Below are 16,348 nucleotides of genomic sequence, written 5' to 3'. Positions count from 1 at the left end.
TAATCAGGGCTTGTGAGTTGTACAAGAGATAGCAATCTGCTACACGCAGAAAGAGAATGACGAGGGATTTACGCTGTAAAGAGGACAGATGCGTTTAATTGTGCTCTTTTTGTGAAAGTAATATAATTACACAGATGAGGATTTCAGCCAAAATCCTGCGCAGAGAGCGGAGTGTATAGGCAGTATCTTGTTAGGCTTTTCACATAGAGAGCATTGTATTGAAGGATAAGAAGGAGGACCAGCATGGCGGATCAAAATAACTCGCAAATCATCAATAGGGATATCGGAGTGGAAATGCGCGAATCCTTTATGGATTATGCCATGAGTATTATTGTTAGCCGTGCCTTGCCTGATGTGCGGGACGGACTGAAGCCGGTACACCGTCGTATTCTGTATGCGATGTCCGAGCTAGGCATGTCGCCAGATAAGCCTTACAAAAAATCGGCAAGAATCGTCGGCGAAGTTATCGGTAAATATCACCCTCATGGTGATACGGCTGTATATGATACGATGGTGCGGATGGCGCAGGATTTTTCCTTGCGTTATATGTTGGTGGATGGACACGGTAACTTTGGCTCCGTGGATGGAGATATGGCGGCTGCGATGCGTTACACCGAAGCACGGTTGTCCAAGATTGCCATGGAAATGCTACGTGATTTGAACAAAGAGACCGTTGATTTTATGCCGAACTACGATGGTGAAGAGAGCGAGCCCGTCGTATTACCTGCACGTTATCCTAACTTGCTGGTGAATGGCGTCGGCGGAATTGCAGTCGGGATGGCTACCAATATTCCTCCGCATAACTTGGGAGAGGTTATCGATGGTGTACAAGCACTGATCGAAAACCCTGACATTACGCCGATGGAACTTATGGATTATATTCAAGGGCCCGATTTCCCGACAGCAGGTTATATTTTAGGACGCTCTGGTATTCGTCAGGCGTACCAGACTGGCCGCGGATCTGTGACCATGCGTGCGAAGACCACCATAGAAGAGATTGGCAATAAAGCACGAATTATCGTGCATGAGCTGCCTTACCAAGTGAATAAGGCTCGTCTGGTCGAGAAAATTGCCGAATTAGTACGTGACAAACGTATTGAAGGCATTACGGATCTTCGGGATGAATCGGACCGTACGGGTATGCGTGTCGTTATCGAGTTGCGTAGAGACGTGAACCCGAATGTCGTTCTGAATAATTTGTTTAAACATACGGCCATGCAGTCGAATTTTGGTATTAATATGCTTGCCATTGTAAACAACGAACCGAAGATTTTGAACCTGAAGGATGTCTTGTATCATTATCTCAAACATCAGGTCGAAGTTATTCGTCGCCGGACAGAATTCGACCTGAAAAAAGCCGAAGCTAGAGCACACATTCTGGAAGGCTTGCGCATTGCTCTTGACCATCTGGACGAAGTTATTGCCTTGATTCGTTCTTCCCAAACTGCAGAAGCAGCTCGTGAAGGACTGATTGAGCGTTTCTCGCTCACTCTTGAGCAGTCTCAGGCTATTCTAGATATGCGTCTGCAGCGCTTAACTGGTTTGGAACGTGAGAAGATCGAGAACGAATATAACGAGCTAATACAAAAGATTGCGGAATACCGTGAGATTTTGGCGAATGAGCATCTGGTACTCAACATCATTAGTGAAGAGCTGAATGAGCTTAAGGAACGTTTCGCTGATGACCGTCGCACTGAAATTACAGTGGGTGAAGAGAGTATTCTGGATGAGGACCTCATTCCGCGTGAAGATGTTATTATTACTGTAACCCATACAGGATATATCAAACGCCTTCCTGTTACTACCTATCGCAGTCAAAAACGCGGTGGTCGTGGTGTAGTAGGTATGGATACCAAAGATGAGGATTTCGTAGAGCATCTGTTCATAACGAATTCACATCATCATTTGTTATTCTTTACCGACAAGGGCAAGGTATATCGGATTAAGGCCTATGAGATTCCTGACCTTAGCCGGACAGCCCGGGGGACACCGATTATTAACCTGATTCAGATTGAACAGGGTGAGTCGATTAATGCGGTAATTCCAATCGAGGAATTTGTGGAGGATAGCTATCTATTCTTTGCAACCCAGCATGGAATCATTAAAAAGACACCACTTGACGACTATGCAAATATCCGCAAAGGTGGCTTGATTGCCATTAACTTGCGTGAAGATGACGCCCTGATCGAAGTGAAGCTGACGGACGGACAGCAGGAAATGATTATTGGTACAGCGCAAGGCATGTCTATCCGTTTCCCTGAAAGTGATGTACGGTCTATGGGCCGTAGCGCTACAGGGGTTAAAGGGATCAACCTTGATGAGAGTGATGCTGTAATTGGTATGGACATCGTAGATACCAGCCTGGATATCCTGATTGTAACGGCCAAAGGTTATGGCAAGCGTACCCCTGTTGTGGATTATCGTATCCAAAGCCGTGGAGGTAAGGGGATCAAGACGATTAATGTTACGGATAAAAATGGTCCGGTTGTCGGTCTCAAGGTTGTAAAAACCGAAGAGGATCTGATGATCATTACAGCTAGTGGCACCTTGATTCGGACTAGCATGGGGGAAATCTCCACGATGGGTCGGAATACACAAGGGGTAAGGCTGATTAATATTCGCGATGATGATTCGGTTGCAACTGTTTGTCGAGCGAACAAGAATGAGGAGCAGGATGAACTGCTTGAAGAATTATTAGAGGATGGGGAAGCTGGAGAGGGCTCATCTCTATCATCTGTTGAACCAACTCTCGAAACGAATACAGAAGATACGGAAGGTAACGACCCAGAATCTTCTGAGGGTGAATAATAGCCTGAATATGAAAACAACAATAGTTATTAAATTTTAGATGGAGGAGACTCTCTGACTATTTGGTCAGGGAGTCTTTTTTTTTTCTGGCTAACCAATTCAGACAAGTATGCTTTAAATGGCATAAAATGAATGTACAGGATCATTTCCAAGTAATATAATGACATCATAACTGGCAGCTGGAGCAGCTGTTGTGAGAACAGAGAGGTTGACCATGACAACTGTACCCGTATCCGAATTAAAAGCAGGACTTAGATTGCAAAGCGATGTATTTACAGAAATGGGCAGCTTGCTGCTACCGAAAGGGCGCATTCTACTACCGCGTGACTTGGAGATTTTACAGGCGTTCCTGATCCAGCAAGTTGAGGTAGGGACGGATGATCTTGCAAAATCCAGTAGCGAGTCTACGACTGTTCGATCTGGAATATCTGAAACGCAAGGACCTTCGTTAGATGGGCGAGATGAATCTGAACAATTCCAGGATGAGTATGACAAAATGGTGATGCTTGTTAAGAACGCATTTCAATCGGTACTCGTCTCTAATTTATCTATATATGAACTGCGAGGACAATTGGAGTCCTTACTGGTGCACATTCAGCGCTATAATGTAATGACCTATACTCCGCCCGCCATGATCGAAGTGGACTATATTTTTCACAACGCCGTGCTAACCTCCCTTACTTCCTACTCCATTGCACAATGGATCGGATTACCTCAAAAGGATTGGATGCAGGTGGCTTTTGCTGGGTTGCTTCATGACATAGGGAACGCTAAAATGGACCCGGCCATTCTGTACAAGCCCTCCAAACTAACGTGGGAAGAGCAAGAAGAAATACGTAGTCATACATCACTAGGATACCAGCTGCTTAAAAATGTGAAAGCTATTAACGAAGGTGTGCGTTTGGCAGCTCTTCAGCATCATGAGAAAGTGGACGGTACTGGATATCCACTGCGTCTTAAAGGGGAACAAATCCACATCTACGCTAAAATCGTTGGAGTGGCTGATGTATTCCATGCTATGACTCTAGAGAAAACATACCGGCCTGCCCAATCACCGTATCTGGTTCTAGAGCAAATCAAGTCAGAATCATTTGGAAAGCTGGACCCAAGTGTCGTACAAGTTTTTATTCATAAGTTAACCCAATTCAATAATGGAACCAAGGTGCGCCTCAATGATAACCGTACAGGGGAAATTATATTTGCTGATCGAGATCATCCGACTCGTCCGTTGATTCAAGTAGATGGGGAAATCATTAACTTAATGCTGCAAAGAGAGCTTTATATCGAGTGTATTGTTACTTAACTAAGTATTTTTAAAAAACAGTTGCACAATATAAAGAAAGTATGATATATTATTTCTTGTCGCTTCAAGTGTTATCAAAAAGAGTGAAAAACACTTTTTTAAAAAAGTGTTGACATAAATCTAGGAAATATGATACACTATAAAAGTTGCTGAGGGGTTGAAAGAAACGCCGAGGCGGACAATGAATGTTTGATCTTTGAAAACTGAACAACGAGTGAGTAAAACGATTTTGTTCGCAAAATCAAACAAGAGATATTTTTATCTCGTCAGTTTCAAAATGAGCTTATCGCTCTTTCTATAAACCAACTTCGGTTGGTCTTTAATGGAGAGTTTGATCCTGGCTCAGGACGAACGCTGGCGGCGTGCCTAATACATGCAAGTCGAGCGGGGTTGTTTAGAAGCTTGCTTCTACACAACCTAGCGGCGGACGGGTGAGTAACACGTAGGCAACCTGCCCACAAGACAGGGATAACTACCGGAAACGGTAGCTAATACCCGATATATCCTTTTCCTGCATGGGAGAAGGAGGAAAGACGGAGCAATCTGTCACTTGTGGATGGGCCTGCGGCGCATTAGCTAGTTGGTGGGGTAAAGGCCTACCAAGGCGACGATGCGTAGCCGACCTGAGAGGGTGATCGGCCACACTGGGACTGAGACACGGCCCAGACTCCTACGGGAGGCAGCAGTAGGGAATCTTCCGCAATGGGCGAAAGCCTGACGGAGCAACGCCGCGTGAGTGATGAAGGTTTTCGGATCGTAAAGCTCTGTTGCCAGGGAAGAACGTCTTGTAGAGTAACTGCTACAAGAGTGACGGTACCTGAGAAGAAAGCCCCGGCTAACTACGTGCCAGCAGCCGCGGTAATACGTAGGGGGCAAGCGTTGTCCGGAATTATTGGGCGTAAAGCGCGCGCAGGCGGCTCTTTAAGTCTGGTGTTTAATCCCGAGGCTCAACTTCGGGTCGCACTGGAAACTGGGGAGCTTGAGTGCAGAAGAGGAGAGTGGAATTCCACGTGTAGCGGTGAAATGCGTAGAGATGTGGAGGAACACCAGTGGCGAAGGCGACTCTCTGGGCTGTAACTGACGCTGAGGCGCGAAAGCGTGGGGAGCAAACAGGATTAGATACCCTGGTAGTCCACGCCGTAAACGATGAATGCTAGGTGTTAGGGGTTTCGATACCCTTGGTGCCGAAGTTAACACATTAAGCATTCCGCCTGGGGAGTACGGTCGCAAGACTGAAACTCAAAGGAATTGACGGGGACCCGCACAAGCAGTGGAGTATGTGGTTTAATTCGAAGCAACGCGAAGAACCTTACCAGGTCTTGACATCCCTCTGACCGGTCTAGAGATAGACCTTTCCTTCGGGACAGAGGAGACAGGTGGTGCATGGTTGTCGTCAGCTCGTGTCGTGAGATGTTGGGTTAAGTCCCGCAACGAGCGCAACCCTTATGCTTAGTTGCCAGCAGGTCAAGCTGGGCACTCTAAGCAGACTGCCGGTGACAAACCGGAGGAAGGTGGGGATGACGTCAAATCATCATGCCCCTTATGACCTGGGCTACACACGTACTACAATGGCCGGTACAACGGGAAGCGAAATCGCGAGGTGGAGCCAATCCTAGAAAAGCCGGTCTCAGTTCGGATTGTAGGCTGCAACTCGCCTACATGAAGTCGGAATTGCTAGTAATCGCGGATCAGCATGCCGCGGTGAATACGTTCCCGGGTCTTGTACACACCGCCCGTCACACCACGAGAGTTTACAACACCCGAAGTCGGTGGGGTAACCCGCAAGGGAGCCAGCCGCCGAAGGTGGGGTAGATGATTGGGGTGAAGTCGTAACAAGGTAGCCGTATCGGAAGGTGCGGCTGGATCACCTCCTTTCTATGGAGAATCGTTTCCTGCAACGGAAACATTCAAATATGAAGCGTATGCTTCAAAAACTACTCACTCGTTGCTCAGTTTTGAGAGCTCAAACTCTCAAAAAGGCTGGTTTTTTTACAGCTTTGCACCTTGAAAACTGGATACCGAAACGAAATTGCGTTTTAGAATATTCCTTTAAGCTGATCTTGTGTAAACAAGTGAAATAAAGGTAGCTGCCTTGAATTTCATTCACACGTAAGTGTTGAACCGAAATTCAAAGCAAATCGTATTTACGATGTAAATACTAGGTTAAGCTACAAAGAGCACACGGAGGATGCCTAGGCGCCAGGAGCCGACGAAGGACGTGGCGAACAACGATAAGGCCTCGGGGAGCTGTAAGCAAGCTTTGATCCGGGGATGTCCGAATGGGGAAACCCGGCTGTCTTCATCGACAGTCACTTTCTGCTGAATACATAGGCAGAATAGAGGCAGACCAGGGGAACTGAAACATCTAAGTACCCTGAGGAAGAGAAAACAATAGTGATTCCGTCAGTAGCGGCGAGCGAACGCGGATTAGCCCAAACCAAGGAGCTTGCTCCTTGGGGTTGTGGGACGTCTCACATGGAGTTACAAAGGAACCGGTTAGATGAAGAGGCCTGGAAAGGCCCGCCAGAGAAGGTAAAAGCCCTGTAGTTCAAAACTTGTTCCCTCCGAGACGGATCCCGAGTAGTGCGGGGCACGTGAAACCCCGTATGAATCCGGCAGGACCATCTGCCAAGGCTAAATACTCCCTGGCGACCGATAGTGAAGCAGTACCGTGAGGGAAAGGTGAAAAGCACCCCGGAAGGGGAGTGAAATAGATCCTGAAACCGTGTGCTTACAAGAAGTCAGAGCCCGATCTATGGGTGATGGCGTGCCTTTTGTAGAATGAACCGGCGAGTTACGTTCCCGTGCAAGGTTAAGGTGAAGAGCTGAAGCCGCAGCGAAAGCGAGTCTGAATAGGGCGACTTGAGTACGTGGACGTAGACCCGAAACCGGGTGATCTACCCCTGTCCAGGGTGAAGGTGCGGTAACACGCACTGGAGGCCCGAACCCACGCATGTTGAAAAATGCGGGGATGAGGTGGGGGTAGCGGAGAAATTCCAATCGAACCCGGAGATAGCTGGTTCTCCCCGAAATAGCTTTAGGGCTAGCCTCGGAAAAAAGAATCGTGGAGGTAGAGCACTGATTGGGTGCGGGGCCCGCAAGGGTTACCAAGCTCAGTCAAACTCCGAATGCCATAGATTTAGTTCCGGGAGTCAGACAGTGAGTGCTAAGATCCATTGTCGAAAGGGAAACAGCCCAGACCATCAGCTAAGGTCCCCAAGTGTGTGTTAAGTGGGAAAGGATGTGGAGTTGCACAGACAACCAGGATGTTGGCTTAGAAGCAGCCACCATTGAAAGAGTGCGTAATAGCTCACTGGTCGAGTGACTCTGCGCCGAAAATGTAACGGGGCTAAACACACCACCGAAGCTATGGCTTGATGCTTGCATCAGGGGTAGGGGAGCGTTGAATGCGGGTTGAAGGTGTACCGTAAGGAGCGCTGGACTGCATTCAAGTGAGAATGCCGGTATGAGTAACGAAAAGATCTGTGAGAATCAGATCCGCCGAAAGCCTAAGGGTTCCTGAGGAAGGTTCGTCCGCTCAGGGTAAGTCGGGACCTAAGGCGAGGCCGATAGGCGTAGTCGAAGGACAACAGGTCGAAATTCCTGTACCACCGTAATCCGTTATGAGCGATGGGGTGACGCAGTAGGGTAGTGACGCGGACTGATGGATGTCCGTCTAAGCAGTGAGGCTGATGTGTAGGCAAATCCGCACATCGTTAAGGCTGGGCTGTGATGGGGAGCGAAAATTGTAGTAGCGAAGGTCATGATCTCAGACTGCCAAGAAAAGCCTCTAGCCAGGAGAAGGTGCCCGTACCGCAAACCGACACAGGTAGGCGAGAAGAGAATTCTAAGGCGCGCGGAAGAACTCTCGTTAAGGAACTCGGCAAAATGACCCCGTAACTTCGGGAGAAGGGGTGCCTCGGTAGGGTGAATAGCCCGAGGGGGCCGCAGTGAAAAGGCCCAAGCGACTGTTTAGCAAAAACACAGGTCTGTGCGAAGCCGCAAGGCGAAGTATACGGGCTGACGCCTGCCCGGTGCTGGAAGGTTAAGGGGAGTGGTAAGCCCTTCGGGGCGAAGCTATGAACCGAAGCCCCAGTAAACGGCGGCCGTAACTATAACGGTCCTAAGGTAGCGAAATTCCTTGTCAGGTAAATTCTGACCCGCACGAATGGCGTAACGACTTGGGCGCTGTCTCAACGAGAGATCCGGTGAAATTTTAATACCTGTGAAGATGCAGGTTACCCGCGACAAGACGGAAAGACCCCATGGAGCTTTACTGCAGCTTGATATTGAATTTGGGTACGATCTGTACAGGATAGGTGGGAGCCGTTGAATCTTGAGCGCCAGCTTGAGAGGAGGCATCCTTGGGATACCACCCTGATCGTATCTAGGTTCTAACTTGGTACCGTGATCCGGTGCGAGGACAGTGTCAGGTGGGCAGTTTGACTGGGGCGGTCGCCTCCTAAAGAGTAACGGAGGCGCCCCAAGGTTCCCTCAGAATGGTTGGAAATCATTCGAAGAGTGCAAAGGCAGAAGGGAGCTTGACTGCGAGACCTACAAGTCGAGCAGGGACGAAAGTCGGGCTTAGTGATCCGGTGGTACCGCATGGAAGGGCCATCGCTCAACGGATAAAAGCTACCCTGGGGATAACAGGCTTATCTCCCCCAAGAGTCCACATCGACGGGGAGGTTTGGCACCTCGATGTCGGCTCATCGCATCCTGGGGCTGAAGTAGGTCCCAAGGGTTGGGCTGTTCGCCCATTAAAGCGGTACGCGAGCTGGGTTCAGAACGTCGTGAGACAGTTCGGTCCCTATCTGTCGTGGGCGTAGGAAATTTGAGAGGAGCTGTCCTTAGTACGAGAGGACCGGGATGGACGTACCGCTGGTGTACCAGTTGTTCCGCCAGGAGCACCGCTGGGTAGCTATGTACGGAAGGGATAAGCGCTGAAAGCATCTAAGCGTGAAGCCCCCCTCAAGATGAGATTTCCCAATTAGTAAGACCCCTTGAAGACGACGAGGTAGATAGGTTGGGGGTGGAAGTGCAGTAATGCATGGAGCTGACCAATACTAATCGGTCGAGGGCTTATCCTAAAAATAAAACGCAATGAGTTTCGGATCCAGTTTTCAGGGTGTAAGTTTTGTATTGTATAAGCTCAAGTGACTTATATAAAACAAGCGAACACACAGCATTTGACGATGCTGATTCCTGAAAAAGAATTTACGATGTAAATTCATGTTTGGTGGCGATAGCGGAGGGGTTCCACACGTACCCATCCCGAACACGACCGTTAAGCCCTCCAGCGCCGATGGTACTTGGACCGCAGGGTCCTGGGAGAGTAGGACGTCGCCAAGCAACAAGTAAAAAGAACCATGATCTCGTTGAGATTATGGTTCTTTTTTTGCATATACGTATATTTTAGAAATATCCTTACAAAAGGAAGGTAACATTTTTGTTACGGAATGTAGGAGTAAACCCTGTATAATATAGGTATTGAATCCCATACACACACGCTGCATTATTGCAGATTTATGCAAACTCCATCATAGGATTTTGTATAGTCAATCAGGCTGGTAAGGAGGGAAGATCATGCGGCGAAATAAATGGCTTGCTCTATTGGTGCTATTCAGTGTCGCTGTCGCGATTCTTACCGGGTGCGTGGAAGAGGAGCCTTCTTGGACATCGTTTGAGGGTGCTGCTAACGAGAAGACGTTTCCGGTTCCTAAAGAAGCTAGTAAAACCGATCGGGCCAGCAGTAATTCGGACATGGACTATGTTCGCTATGCACTGCCAGCGTTGAAGGAAAGTGATAGTCTACCTGCTCCTTATCTGGAGGAGATTGCAGCTTGGGGCTGGACTGAGGAACCGAATTTATCCACCTCGAATCAGAAGGTGTTTCAGAAAAATAAACACATGGTGCATTTGTCTGTGCATGATGGTTCTTTTACTGTATTGGTTCCAAAAGACAGAAAGGCTGTTGTGAAGAGCAAAAGCGTGGATCTTAATTAGGGCACGGTTTTCAACCGAGTAAGCAGCATAGTATTTATTGTAGATCATATTTATAGTAAACTCATAGCGTATTGTATGCTGTGCATAATGATGAATGAAGAGATCGAATATGGGGAAGCACTCAGAACTGCTGTTGAGTAGGGAGTGGCTTCCTTTTATATATTTGCATGTTGATCAAATGCTCTACATGAATAACAAGGATAAAGATGAGGAAAAGTTTACTTGATAAGAGAATAAAACGATTATAGTTGTTAAGTCACAAAAAAAGGAGTAACCGGTTGGGGTTGCTCCTTTTTTATTGCTTCGGTCTATATGGTCATAGGTTAGTTCAGACCTGAATTTTCTATCTGTACGGATAATGAGTGGTTAGATTTACTGTTGATAATATGAGGCATCTTCATCGGTGAACTTCAACATGCCATCTTTTCTCTCGCCGGTAAGCCGACTGAGGATGTATAGACGCGGTGCAATAAGCCAAAGATGCCAGAAGAGTAAGGATACAGTAAAGGCTGGTGGAGACCAGAGAATGAATACGGCTGATAAGCAGATACCGATCCAGAGGGTATGTATGTGCACACGACGAAAGATGCTATAGCCTATGTACTGGTCTGTCATATAGCCTAGCCAAGGTAATTTACGGTGGAATGCCCAGCGTTTGCGGAAGGATGTTCCGCCACCGATGTATAGGACAGATCGTGAGATTACGAAGTGTACCCATAAGGTTAGGAAAAAGGCAAGAGCAAACAAAAACACGCTAGTCCAGGAAAAGGCAAGGAGCAGAAAGAGAAGCATAATAACAGGCAGTGTGATATGACTCCATATTAGTTGACGCGGTATACTGATTTTTTTAATGAGCTTGTAGTGATAGTAGGTAGCTTTGGTTCCGGTTTCCTCTGTCATGCGAACAGTCCTTTCATTAATCTACTGCATCACAAGTGGCTTCCCGTCCACAGCCGGAAAAAGGGACGGTACTTCGCTCATGCCGCTTTAAATAAGCATTTAATCGTTTTTGTAGAAATACAGAATGATCGACATCCAGTGTTAGCTAGCCTACTCTATAATTACTGGAAAAGCTATCACTGATGAAGTGTTCAAGGGCTCCGATGAAAGGGTATCCATACATAAGAGCTTTTCTTATTATATCGGCATAGACGGCTGTTTTTTAAACATACGGGGTACAAACACCATAATGGCCCAGCTGGAATATATATAGAGTATATCGTCGAACTGGGCTATGAAAAGGTTTAAAATAGTAGAAAGTGCCCCATACTAATAGTAAAAGAAACAAGGTGGGATGGATATGCATGATCAAGGCGGCCACCGCTGTATTATATGCGGGCAGCACAAGCATGAAGGCATTTTTATCGTTTCCGAGTTTATCTGTGATACGTGTGAAGCTGAAATGGTGCACACGGATGCAACTGATGCCAAATATCATTTTTTTATTGATCAACTAAAGCAAATCTGGGTACAGAAAAATGCATAATATCCTTTGCTAATTAGTCTTTGAAGGATTGGCATTCCAAGGTCTGTCGATACGGGCCTTTTTTTCTGTGAGTAAAAGTAGGATTCCGCTTGATTTTACGATAAAATAAGGTAGATATAAAGCTTTGTTTGGAAGGATTGCAGAATGATGGGGAAAAAGGCGGTACATGCACCATTAATGGAAGCTCTAATACGTTACCGGACTCAGGGAAATGCTTCTTTCCATGTACCCGGTCATAAAAATGGACAAGTATATGAGCATGAAAATATTGCATCTCTGTTGCAAGAAGTGATGTCTATTGATGCGACAGAAATTACTGGACTGGATGATTTGCATCACCCAGAAGATGTGATTCGTGAAGGGCAAGAGCTGGCTGCAAAGTGCTTTGGTGCTGAAGAGAGCTTTTGGCTAATTGGAGGAAGCACGGTCGGTAATTTGGCTATGATTTTAACTGTATGTACGGAGCCGGGAGATCTACTGCTGGTACAGAGAAATGTACACAAATCTGTCCTGAACGGTCTCATGCTGTCAGGGGCTAATGCGGTATTCCTAGATCCGGAAATAGATACACTAAGCGGGCTGGCGGTTGCCCCAACGACGGATACAATAAAAGCTGCACTGAAGGCCTATCCTTCGGCTAAAGGGGTGTTACTTACACTACCTAATTACTATGGGATGGGGCATGACCTGAAGGCAACGGCTAAGGCCTGTCATGCAGCCCATGTGCCGCTATTGATAGATGAGGCACACGGTGCCCATTATGGGCTGCATCCTCGTTTGCCAGCCTCTGCGCTATCCTGCGGGGCTGATGTAGTCGTCCAGTCGACACATAAAATGCTTCCAGCCATGACCATGGGGGCCATGTTACATGTGCAGGGAGAGAGAATCCATCGGGAACTGCTTCGTCAGCGTTTGGCGATGGTGCAAAGCTCTAGCCCTTCTTATCCGTTAATGGCTTCACTGGATTTGGCAAGATGGTATATAGAGGTGTATGGAACAGATGCTTTTACAGTGGGCTTAGCGGCGGCAGATGCTTTTAGAAAGGGCCTGGAGCAGCTCCCACGCTTTCGCTTGCTAGAACCTACACAGCAGGCACTAGAAGGAGAATACGCTCACAGGGGAATCTCTGAAGTCCTAGAAAGGGCTGATGAGGGAATAAGCGGATATTCAACCCAGGATCCTTTTAAATTGGTGCTGTATGATACATGGGGTATACTGGATGGGTTTGGACTCAAGCATGAGTTGGAGACTTACGGATGCGTTCCAGAGATGAGCGACGAAAAACATGTTGTTTTATTGTTTACGTTAGGCTCTACGGCTAAGGATGCGAGTCACCTGTTGCAGGCTCTTGTGCATATAGATAATGATATAAGATTTAAGGAGACGGCTGGTGAGCCGGGGTCAACGGAAAAAGAGCAGCAAAGACTCGAATTAGATTTTTCCACGTGGAACAATGATAGAATGAAGGGATACTCTAGTCCGGTGCCGTTTGGGCTTCGACCGATTAGCCCGGATCAGATGGAGACCGTGCCTGTAGACGAATCCGCTGGCAGGGTAGCGGCTGAAATGATTATCCCGTATCCTCCAGGTATTCCACTGCTATATGCAGGAGAAACGATCACAGAAGCGATTGCATTGCGGATGAGTCGTCTACGTGAGCTGGGAGCCAAGTGGCACGGGGTAGCAGATGAAAGTATGCTTACAATTCGGGTATTCCGTTTACAATAAAGATTAGATACTAGAGACTTAACAAATACAGAAGACTGAATAAAAGAAGCATACGTAGCCTATGGGTGACTTTTATTTTTCAGGCAGGAAAGCAGGGAATAACATGAATCGCAAAGGCATTTTTATCACACTGGAGGGGGGAGACGGCTCCGGTAAAACAACTATGATTCAACGGCTGGCGAAGTTTATGGAGAGAGAAGGCTATCCAGTTATCACGACGAGGGAGCCGGGTGGCATCGAAATTTCCGAAAAGATTCGTTCTATCATTTTGGACCCTGCTCATACCAGTATGGATGCTCGAACAGAGGCACTTTTATACGCGGCGGCGCGGCGTCAGCATTTGGTGGAGAAGGTAAAGCCGGCTATTGAACAGGGATCTATCGTATTATGTGATCGTTTTGTGGATAGTAGCTTGGTCTATCAAGGATTTGCAAGAGGGATCGGAATTGAAGAGGTAGCTTCAATTAATCGCTTTGCGGTGGATGATTGGGAGCCGGATGCCACATTTTATCTGGATATTGAGCCTGAATTGGGATTGGCAAGAATTAATGCGTCACGAGGAGCAGAAATGGACCGCCTCGACATGGAGAGTATATCGTTTCACCATAAGGTGCGAGAGGCATATTTGGAGTTGGCTCGCAAATTTCCGGAGCGAATTACAATTGTTGATGCATCTCCGGCGCCAGAGCAGGTGGAGCAAGTATTGAAGGATTTGCTGAAAAAGCGGTTTGTTCAGAATTTTAGCATATAATTGTCGAAGGATATACGGTAAAATTGAGCTAGGGACAAGGTTGTCTCTAATATGACTTGAAGGAGGAATACAGGATGAAGCTGATTATTGCGATTGTACAGGATAAGGACAGTAACAGATTATCCAGCGGACTGGTGAAAGCTAATTTCCGTGCTACTAAATTGGCGAGCACAGGAGGATTTCTGCGTGCTGGTAATACGACATTTATGATCGGTGTCGATGACAATCAGGTGGACTCATTAATGAACGTCATTCGCAGCAGTTGCAAGGTTCGTGAACAGCTGGTCACACCCGTTACCCCTATGAGCGGGACGACGGATTCCTATTTACCGTTGCCTGTTGAAGTCCAGGTGGGTGGAGCGACGGTATTCGTGATGCCTGTAGACCGTTTCGAGCATTTCTGAATCTACACAATAGGGCCTATTCTGCCGATATGATAGGGGAATCGCCTGTATCTTCTCACATGATGAGAGTGAGGGCAGATCCACTAAAACGGCAGCGCTACAGTGCAGTTCCCGGAAAGCCGAAGAAACCCTGAGTTCTAGATTGAACTGTTCATGAAGGGGGAAAGTGGAAGCATCCGGGGAGAAAGCAGGTTTATATGAAAATAAATCCGGGCTATCGCCCTTTACAAAGTACATTGTCTACAAATGAAATGAGTGCAAAGCCAATTCAGCCCAAGAGCTTCTCCGACGTTATGCAGCAAAATGGGGAGCAAGCTTCGCAGGAGGAATTGAATCGGCGCTTTAAGGAAATACAAATGCAGGGAGATCGTCTTGCACGTTCAATGACGATTCGTGAGCTGAAGGCCTATAAGATGTTGGTTAAACGGTTTTTGGAAGATACCGTTCGGCGAGGCGTGTCCATGAAGGACACGAAGGGCTGGGATCGCCGGGGACGCAGCAAACGTTATAAGCTGATTGATGAAGTGGATGAGCTGTTGCTCAAAATGGCGGATGAGCTGCTCGAAACCGAGCAAGGCAAGATTGAGCTTTTGCAAGGGGTCGGTGAGATCAGAGGATTGCTAATTAATCTCTCGTTTTAATGCAGACTTATGTTATAAATGAATACAGACGGGCTGTTGCCACGAAGAAATAATCTGCTTGCTGATCATGCTGGCAGATTATTTTTGACTATGTACATGCCTGGAAGAACAACGATTTGTTGAGGGATCACAGTTGTTTTCAGTGGAGAAAGTGAGGAAATATGTCTTTTCAACATATAATGGGCCAGGATGTAGCCAAAAAAATGCTGCAAAGTGCACTACGGAATCATACGGTCAACCATGCCTATGTTTTTAGCGGGCCGCCGGGAAGCGGGCAGATGAACATGGCGCAGATCTTTGCTAAGGCTTTATTTTGTGAGCGACAGACGGATGATGCATGCGGGGAGTGTTTGTCATGCCGCAAGGTAGAGCACGGGAATCATCCAGATTTGCATATTGTAGAGCCGGATGGAGCTACGATTAAAATTGATCAGATTCGTGGGCTTCAACGTATATTTTCTTACAAATCTGAAAGCTCCAATCCGAAGGTATATATCATTCGGCAGGCGGATACCATGACAGTGCAAGCTGCTAATAGCCTACTTAAATTTCTGGAGGAGCCCCAGATTCCAGTGGTCGGCATACTCATTTCTGAAAATGGACAGGCGTTGCTGCCTACGATTCAATCACGGACGCAGCAGGTTCCTTTCCACGCTTTACAGCCGGAGGTGATGATGCAGGCATTAATTGGGGAAGGCTATACGGCAGGGCTTGTCCGGTCGGTCGTTCATATTGCTTCAGGACTGGAATCATGTAGAGAAATTCTCCAGCAGAATTGGTTTGCAGAAATTAGAAACGTAGTGTTACAATTAGTGAAGGAGTCCATGAGTCGGGGGAGCTCGTCTATTATTCTGGCTCAACAGAAGATTTTTAAAACTGGACTTTCTGAACACCTGGATATTCTGTTTCATCTGTTTCATTTGTGGTTTAAGGATATGCTTCATTTCCGTTACGGAAGGCACGAAAGCATTGTTTTCATAGATCATTTGGAGTCCGTCTCCAAATTGGCAATCACCCGCAGCACGGAACAATGGGTCTCTTATATGGATTTGGCCGCGAATTGCAGGAAGAAGCTCCGTTTTCACGTCAACGGGCAATTATGCGTGGAGCAGCTTCTGATTGGGTTGTCCGATACAAGCGGTTCTATCACCGGCTAACAGGAAGGCGCGCTTGTTCCACTCTGCACAATCCGCGACGCCAGGTTCCCGGTTTGTGCGACAG

10 protein-coding genes and 3 rRNA genes are annotated in these 16,348 nt (G+C 47.1%); 12 read left to right on the top strand and 1 reads right to left on the bottom strand.

Translation table 11 applies throughout. The features are described from left to right. The first annotated feature begins 243 nt into the window (after nucleotides 1–243). The 6 genes from gyrA (at nucleotide 244) to MHB46_RS14205 (ending at nucleotide 10,117) form a co-directional block, all read left to right on the top strand. On the top strand, nucleotides 244–2,808 hold the full coding sequence (gyrA, locus tag MHB46_RS14230; RefSeq protein WP_165178328.1) for a DNA gyrase subunit A: 2,565 nt from the start codon (nucleotides 244–246) through the stop codon (nucleotides 2,806–2,808). A 214-nt stretch (nucleotides 2,809–3,022) separates the two neighbouring features. Then, nucleotides 3,023–4,111 carry an HD-GYP domain-containing protein gene (locus MHB46_RS14225; RefSeq protein WP_341163744.1) on the top strand — a complete coding sequence of 363 codons (1,089 nt, stop codon included), beginning with the start codon at nucleotides 3,023–3,025 and terminating at the stop codon, nucleotides 4,109–4,111. A 319-nt stretch (nucleotides 4,112–4,430) separates the two neighbouring features. Beyond that, a 16S ribosomal RNA gene (locus MHB46_RS14220) occupies nucleotides 4,431–5,986 on the top strand. A 286-nt stretch (nucleotides 5,987–6,272) separates the two neighbouring features. Continuing rightward, nucleotides 6,273–9,201, top strand: a 23S ribosomal RNA gene (locus MHB46_RS14215). Nucleotides 9,202–9,346: 145 nt separating this feature from the next. Beyond that, nucleotides 9,347–9,463: ribosomal RNA gene (rrf, locus tag MHB46_RS14210) — 5S ribosomal RNA — on the top strand. The 16S, 23S and 5S rRNA genes sit together here, the layout of an rRNA operon. Before the next feature lie 234 nt (nucleotides 9,464–9,697). Then, nucleotides 9,698–10,117: a hypothetical protein gene (locus MHB46_RS14205; protein WP_013308104.1), complete on the top strand. Its 420-nt coding sequence runs from the start codon at nucleotides 9,698–9,700 to the stop codon at nucleotides 10,115–10,117. Between the two features lie 372 nt (nucleotides 10,118–10,489). Here the strand turns inward: MHB46_RS14205 and MHB46_RS14200 are convergent, their stop codons facing one another. Then, nucleotides 10,490–11,017: a hypothetical protein gene (locus MHB46_RS14200; protein WP_061831832.1), complete on the bottom strand. Its 528-nt coding sequence runs from the start codon at nucleotides 11,015–11,017 to the stop codon at nucleotides 10,490–10,492. A 400-nt stretch (nucleotides 11,018–11,417) separates the two neighbouring features. Between MHB46_RS14200 and MHB46_RS14195 the strand changes: the two genes are divergently transcribed. The 6 genes from MHB46_RS14195 to holB all read left to right on the top strand — a co-directional run bounded on the left by MHB46_RS14195 (nucleotide 11,418) and on the right by holB (nucleotide 16,284). Then, the gene (locus MHB46_RS14195) at nucleotides 11,418–11,603 is read left to right on the top strand and encodes a sigma factor G inhibitor Gin (RefSeq protein WP_023986422.1); all 186 of its coding nucleotides are present in this window, start codon (nucleotides 11,418–11,420) and stop codon (nucleotides 11,601–11,603) included. A gap of 144 nt (nucleotides 11,604–11,747) precedes the next feature. Beyond that, on the top strand, nucleotides 11,748–13,331 hold the full coding sequence (locus MHB46_RS14190; protein ID WP_341162635.1) for an aminotransferase class I/II-fold pyridoxal phosphate-dependent enzyme: 1,584 nt from the start codon (nucleotides 11,748–11,750) through the stop codon (nucleotides 13,329–13,331). Between the two features lie 103 nt (nucleotides 13,332–13,434). Then, complete coding sequence (gene tmk, locus MHB46_RS14185) at nucleotides 13,435–14,082, top strand: dTMP kinase (RefSeq protein WP_341162634.1); 648 nt, start codon at nucleotides 13,435–13,437, stop codon at nucleotides 14,080–14,082. A gap of 74 nt (nucleotides 14,083–14,156) precedes the next feature. Further along, the gene (locus MHB46_RS14180; protein WP_007427998.1) at nucleotides 14,157–14,486 is read left to right on the top strand and encodes a cyclic-di-AMP receptor; all 330 of its coding nucleotides are present in this window, start codon (nucleotides 14,157–14,159) and stop codon (nucleotides 14,484–14,486) included. Nucleotides 14,487–14,683: 197 nt separating this feature from the next. Continuing rightward, the gene (locus MHB46_RS14175; RefSeq protein ID WP_013308108.1) at nucleotides 14,684–15,127 is read left to right on the top strand and encodes a YaaR family protein; all 444 of its coding nucleotides are present in this window, start codon (nucleotides 14,684–14,686) and stop codon (nucleotides 15,125–15,127) included. A 161-nt stretch (nucleotides 15,128–15,288) separates the two neighbouring features. Further along, on the top strand, nucleotides 15,289–16,284 hold the full coding sequence (gene holB, locus MHB46_RS14170; RefSeq protein ID WP_023986424.1) for a DNA polymerase III subunit delta': 996 nt from the start codon (nucleotides 15,289–15,291) through the stop codon (nucleotides 16,282–16,284). Nucleotides 16,285–16,348 lie beyond the last annotated feature (64 nt).

Origin of the sequence: Paenibacillus sp. FSL H7-0703, assembly GCF_038003485.1 — a bacterium.
In the GTDB taxonomy this organism is placed as follows: domain Bacteria; phylum Bacillota; class Bacilli; order Paenibacillales; family Paenibacillaceae; genus Paenibacillus; species Paenibacillus polymyxa_B.
The sequence above is the reverse complement of the archived record's forward strand: the minus strand, read 5'-3'. Positions and strand labels throughout refer to the sequence as shown.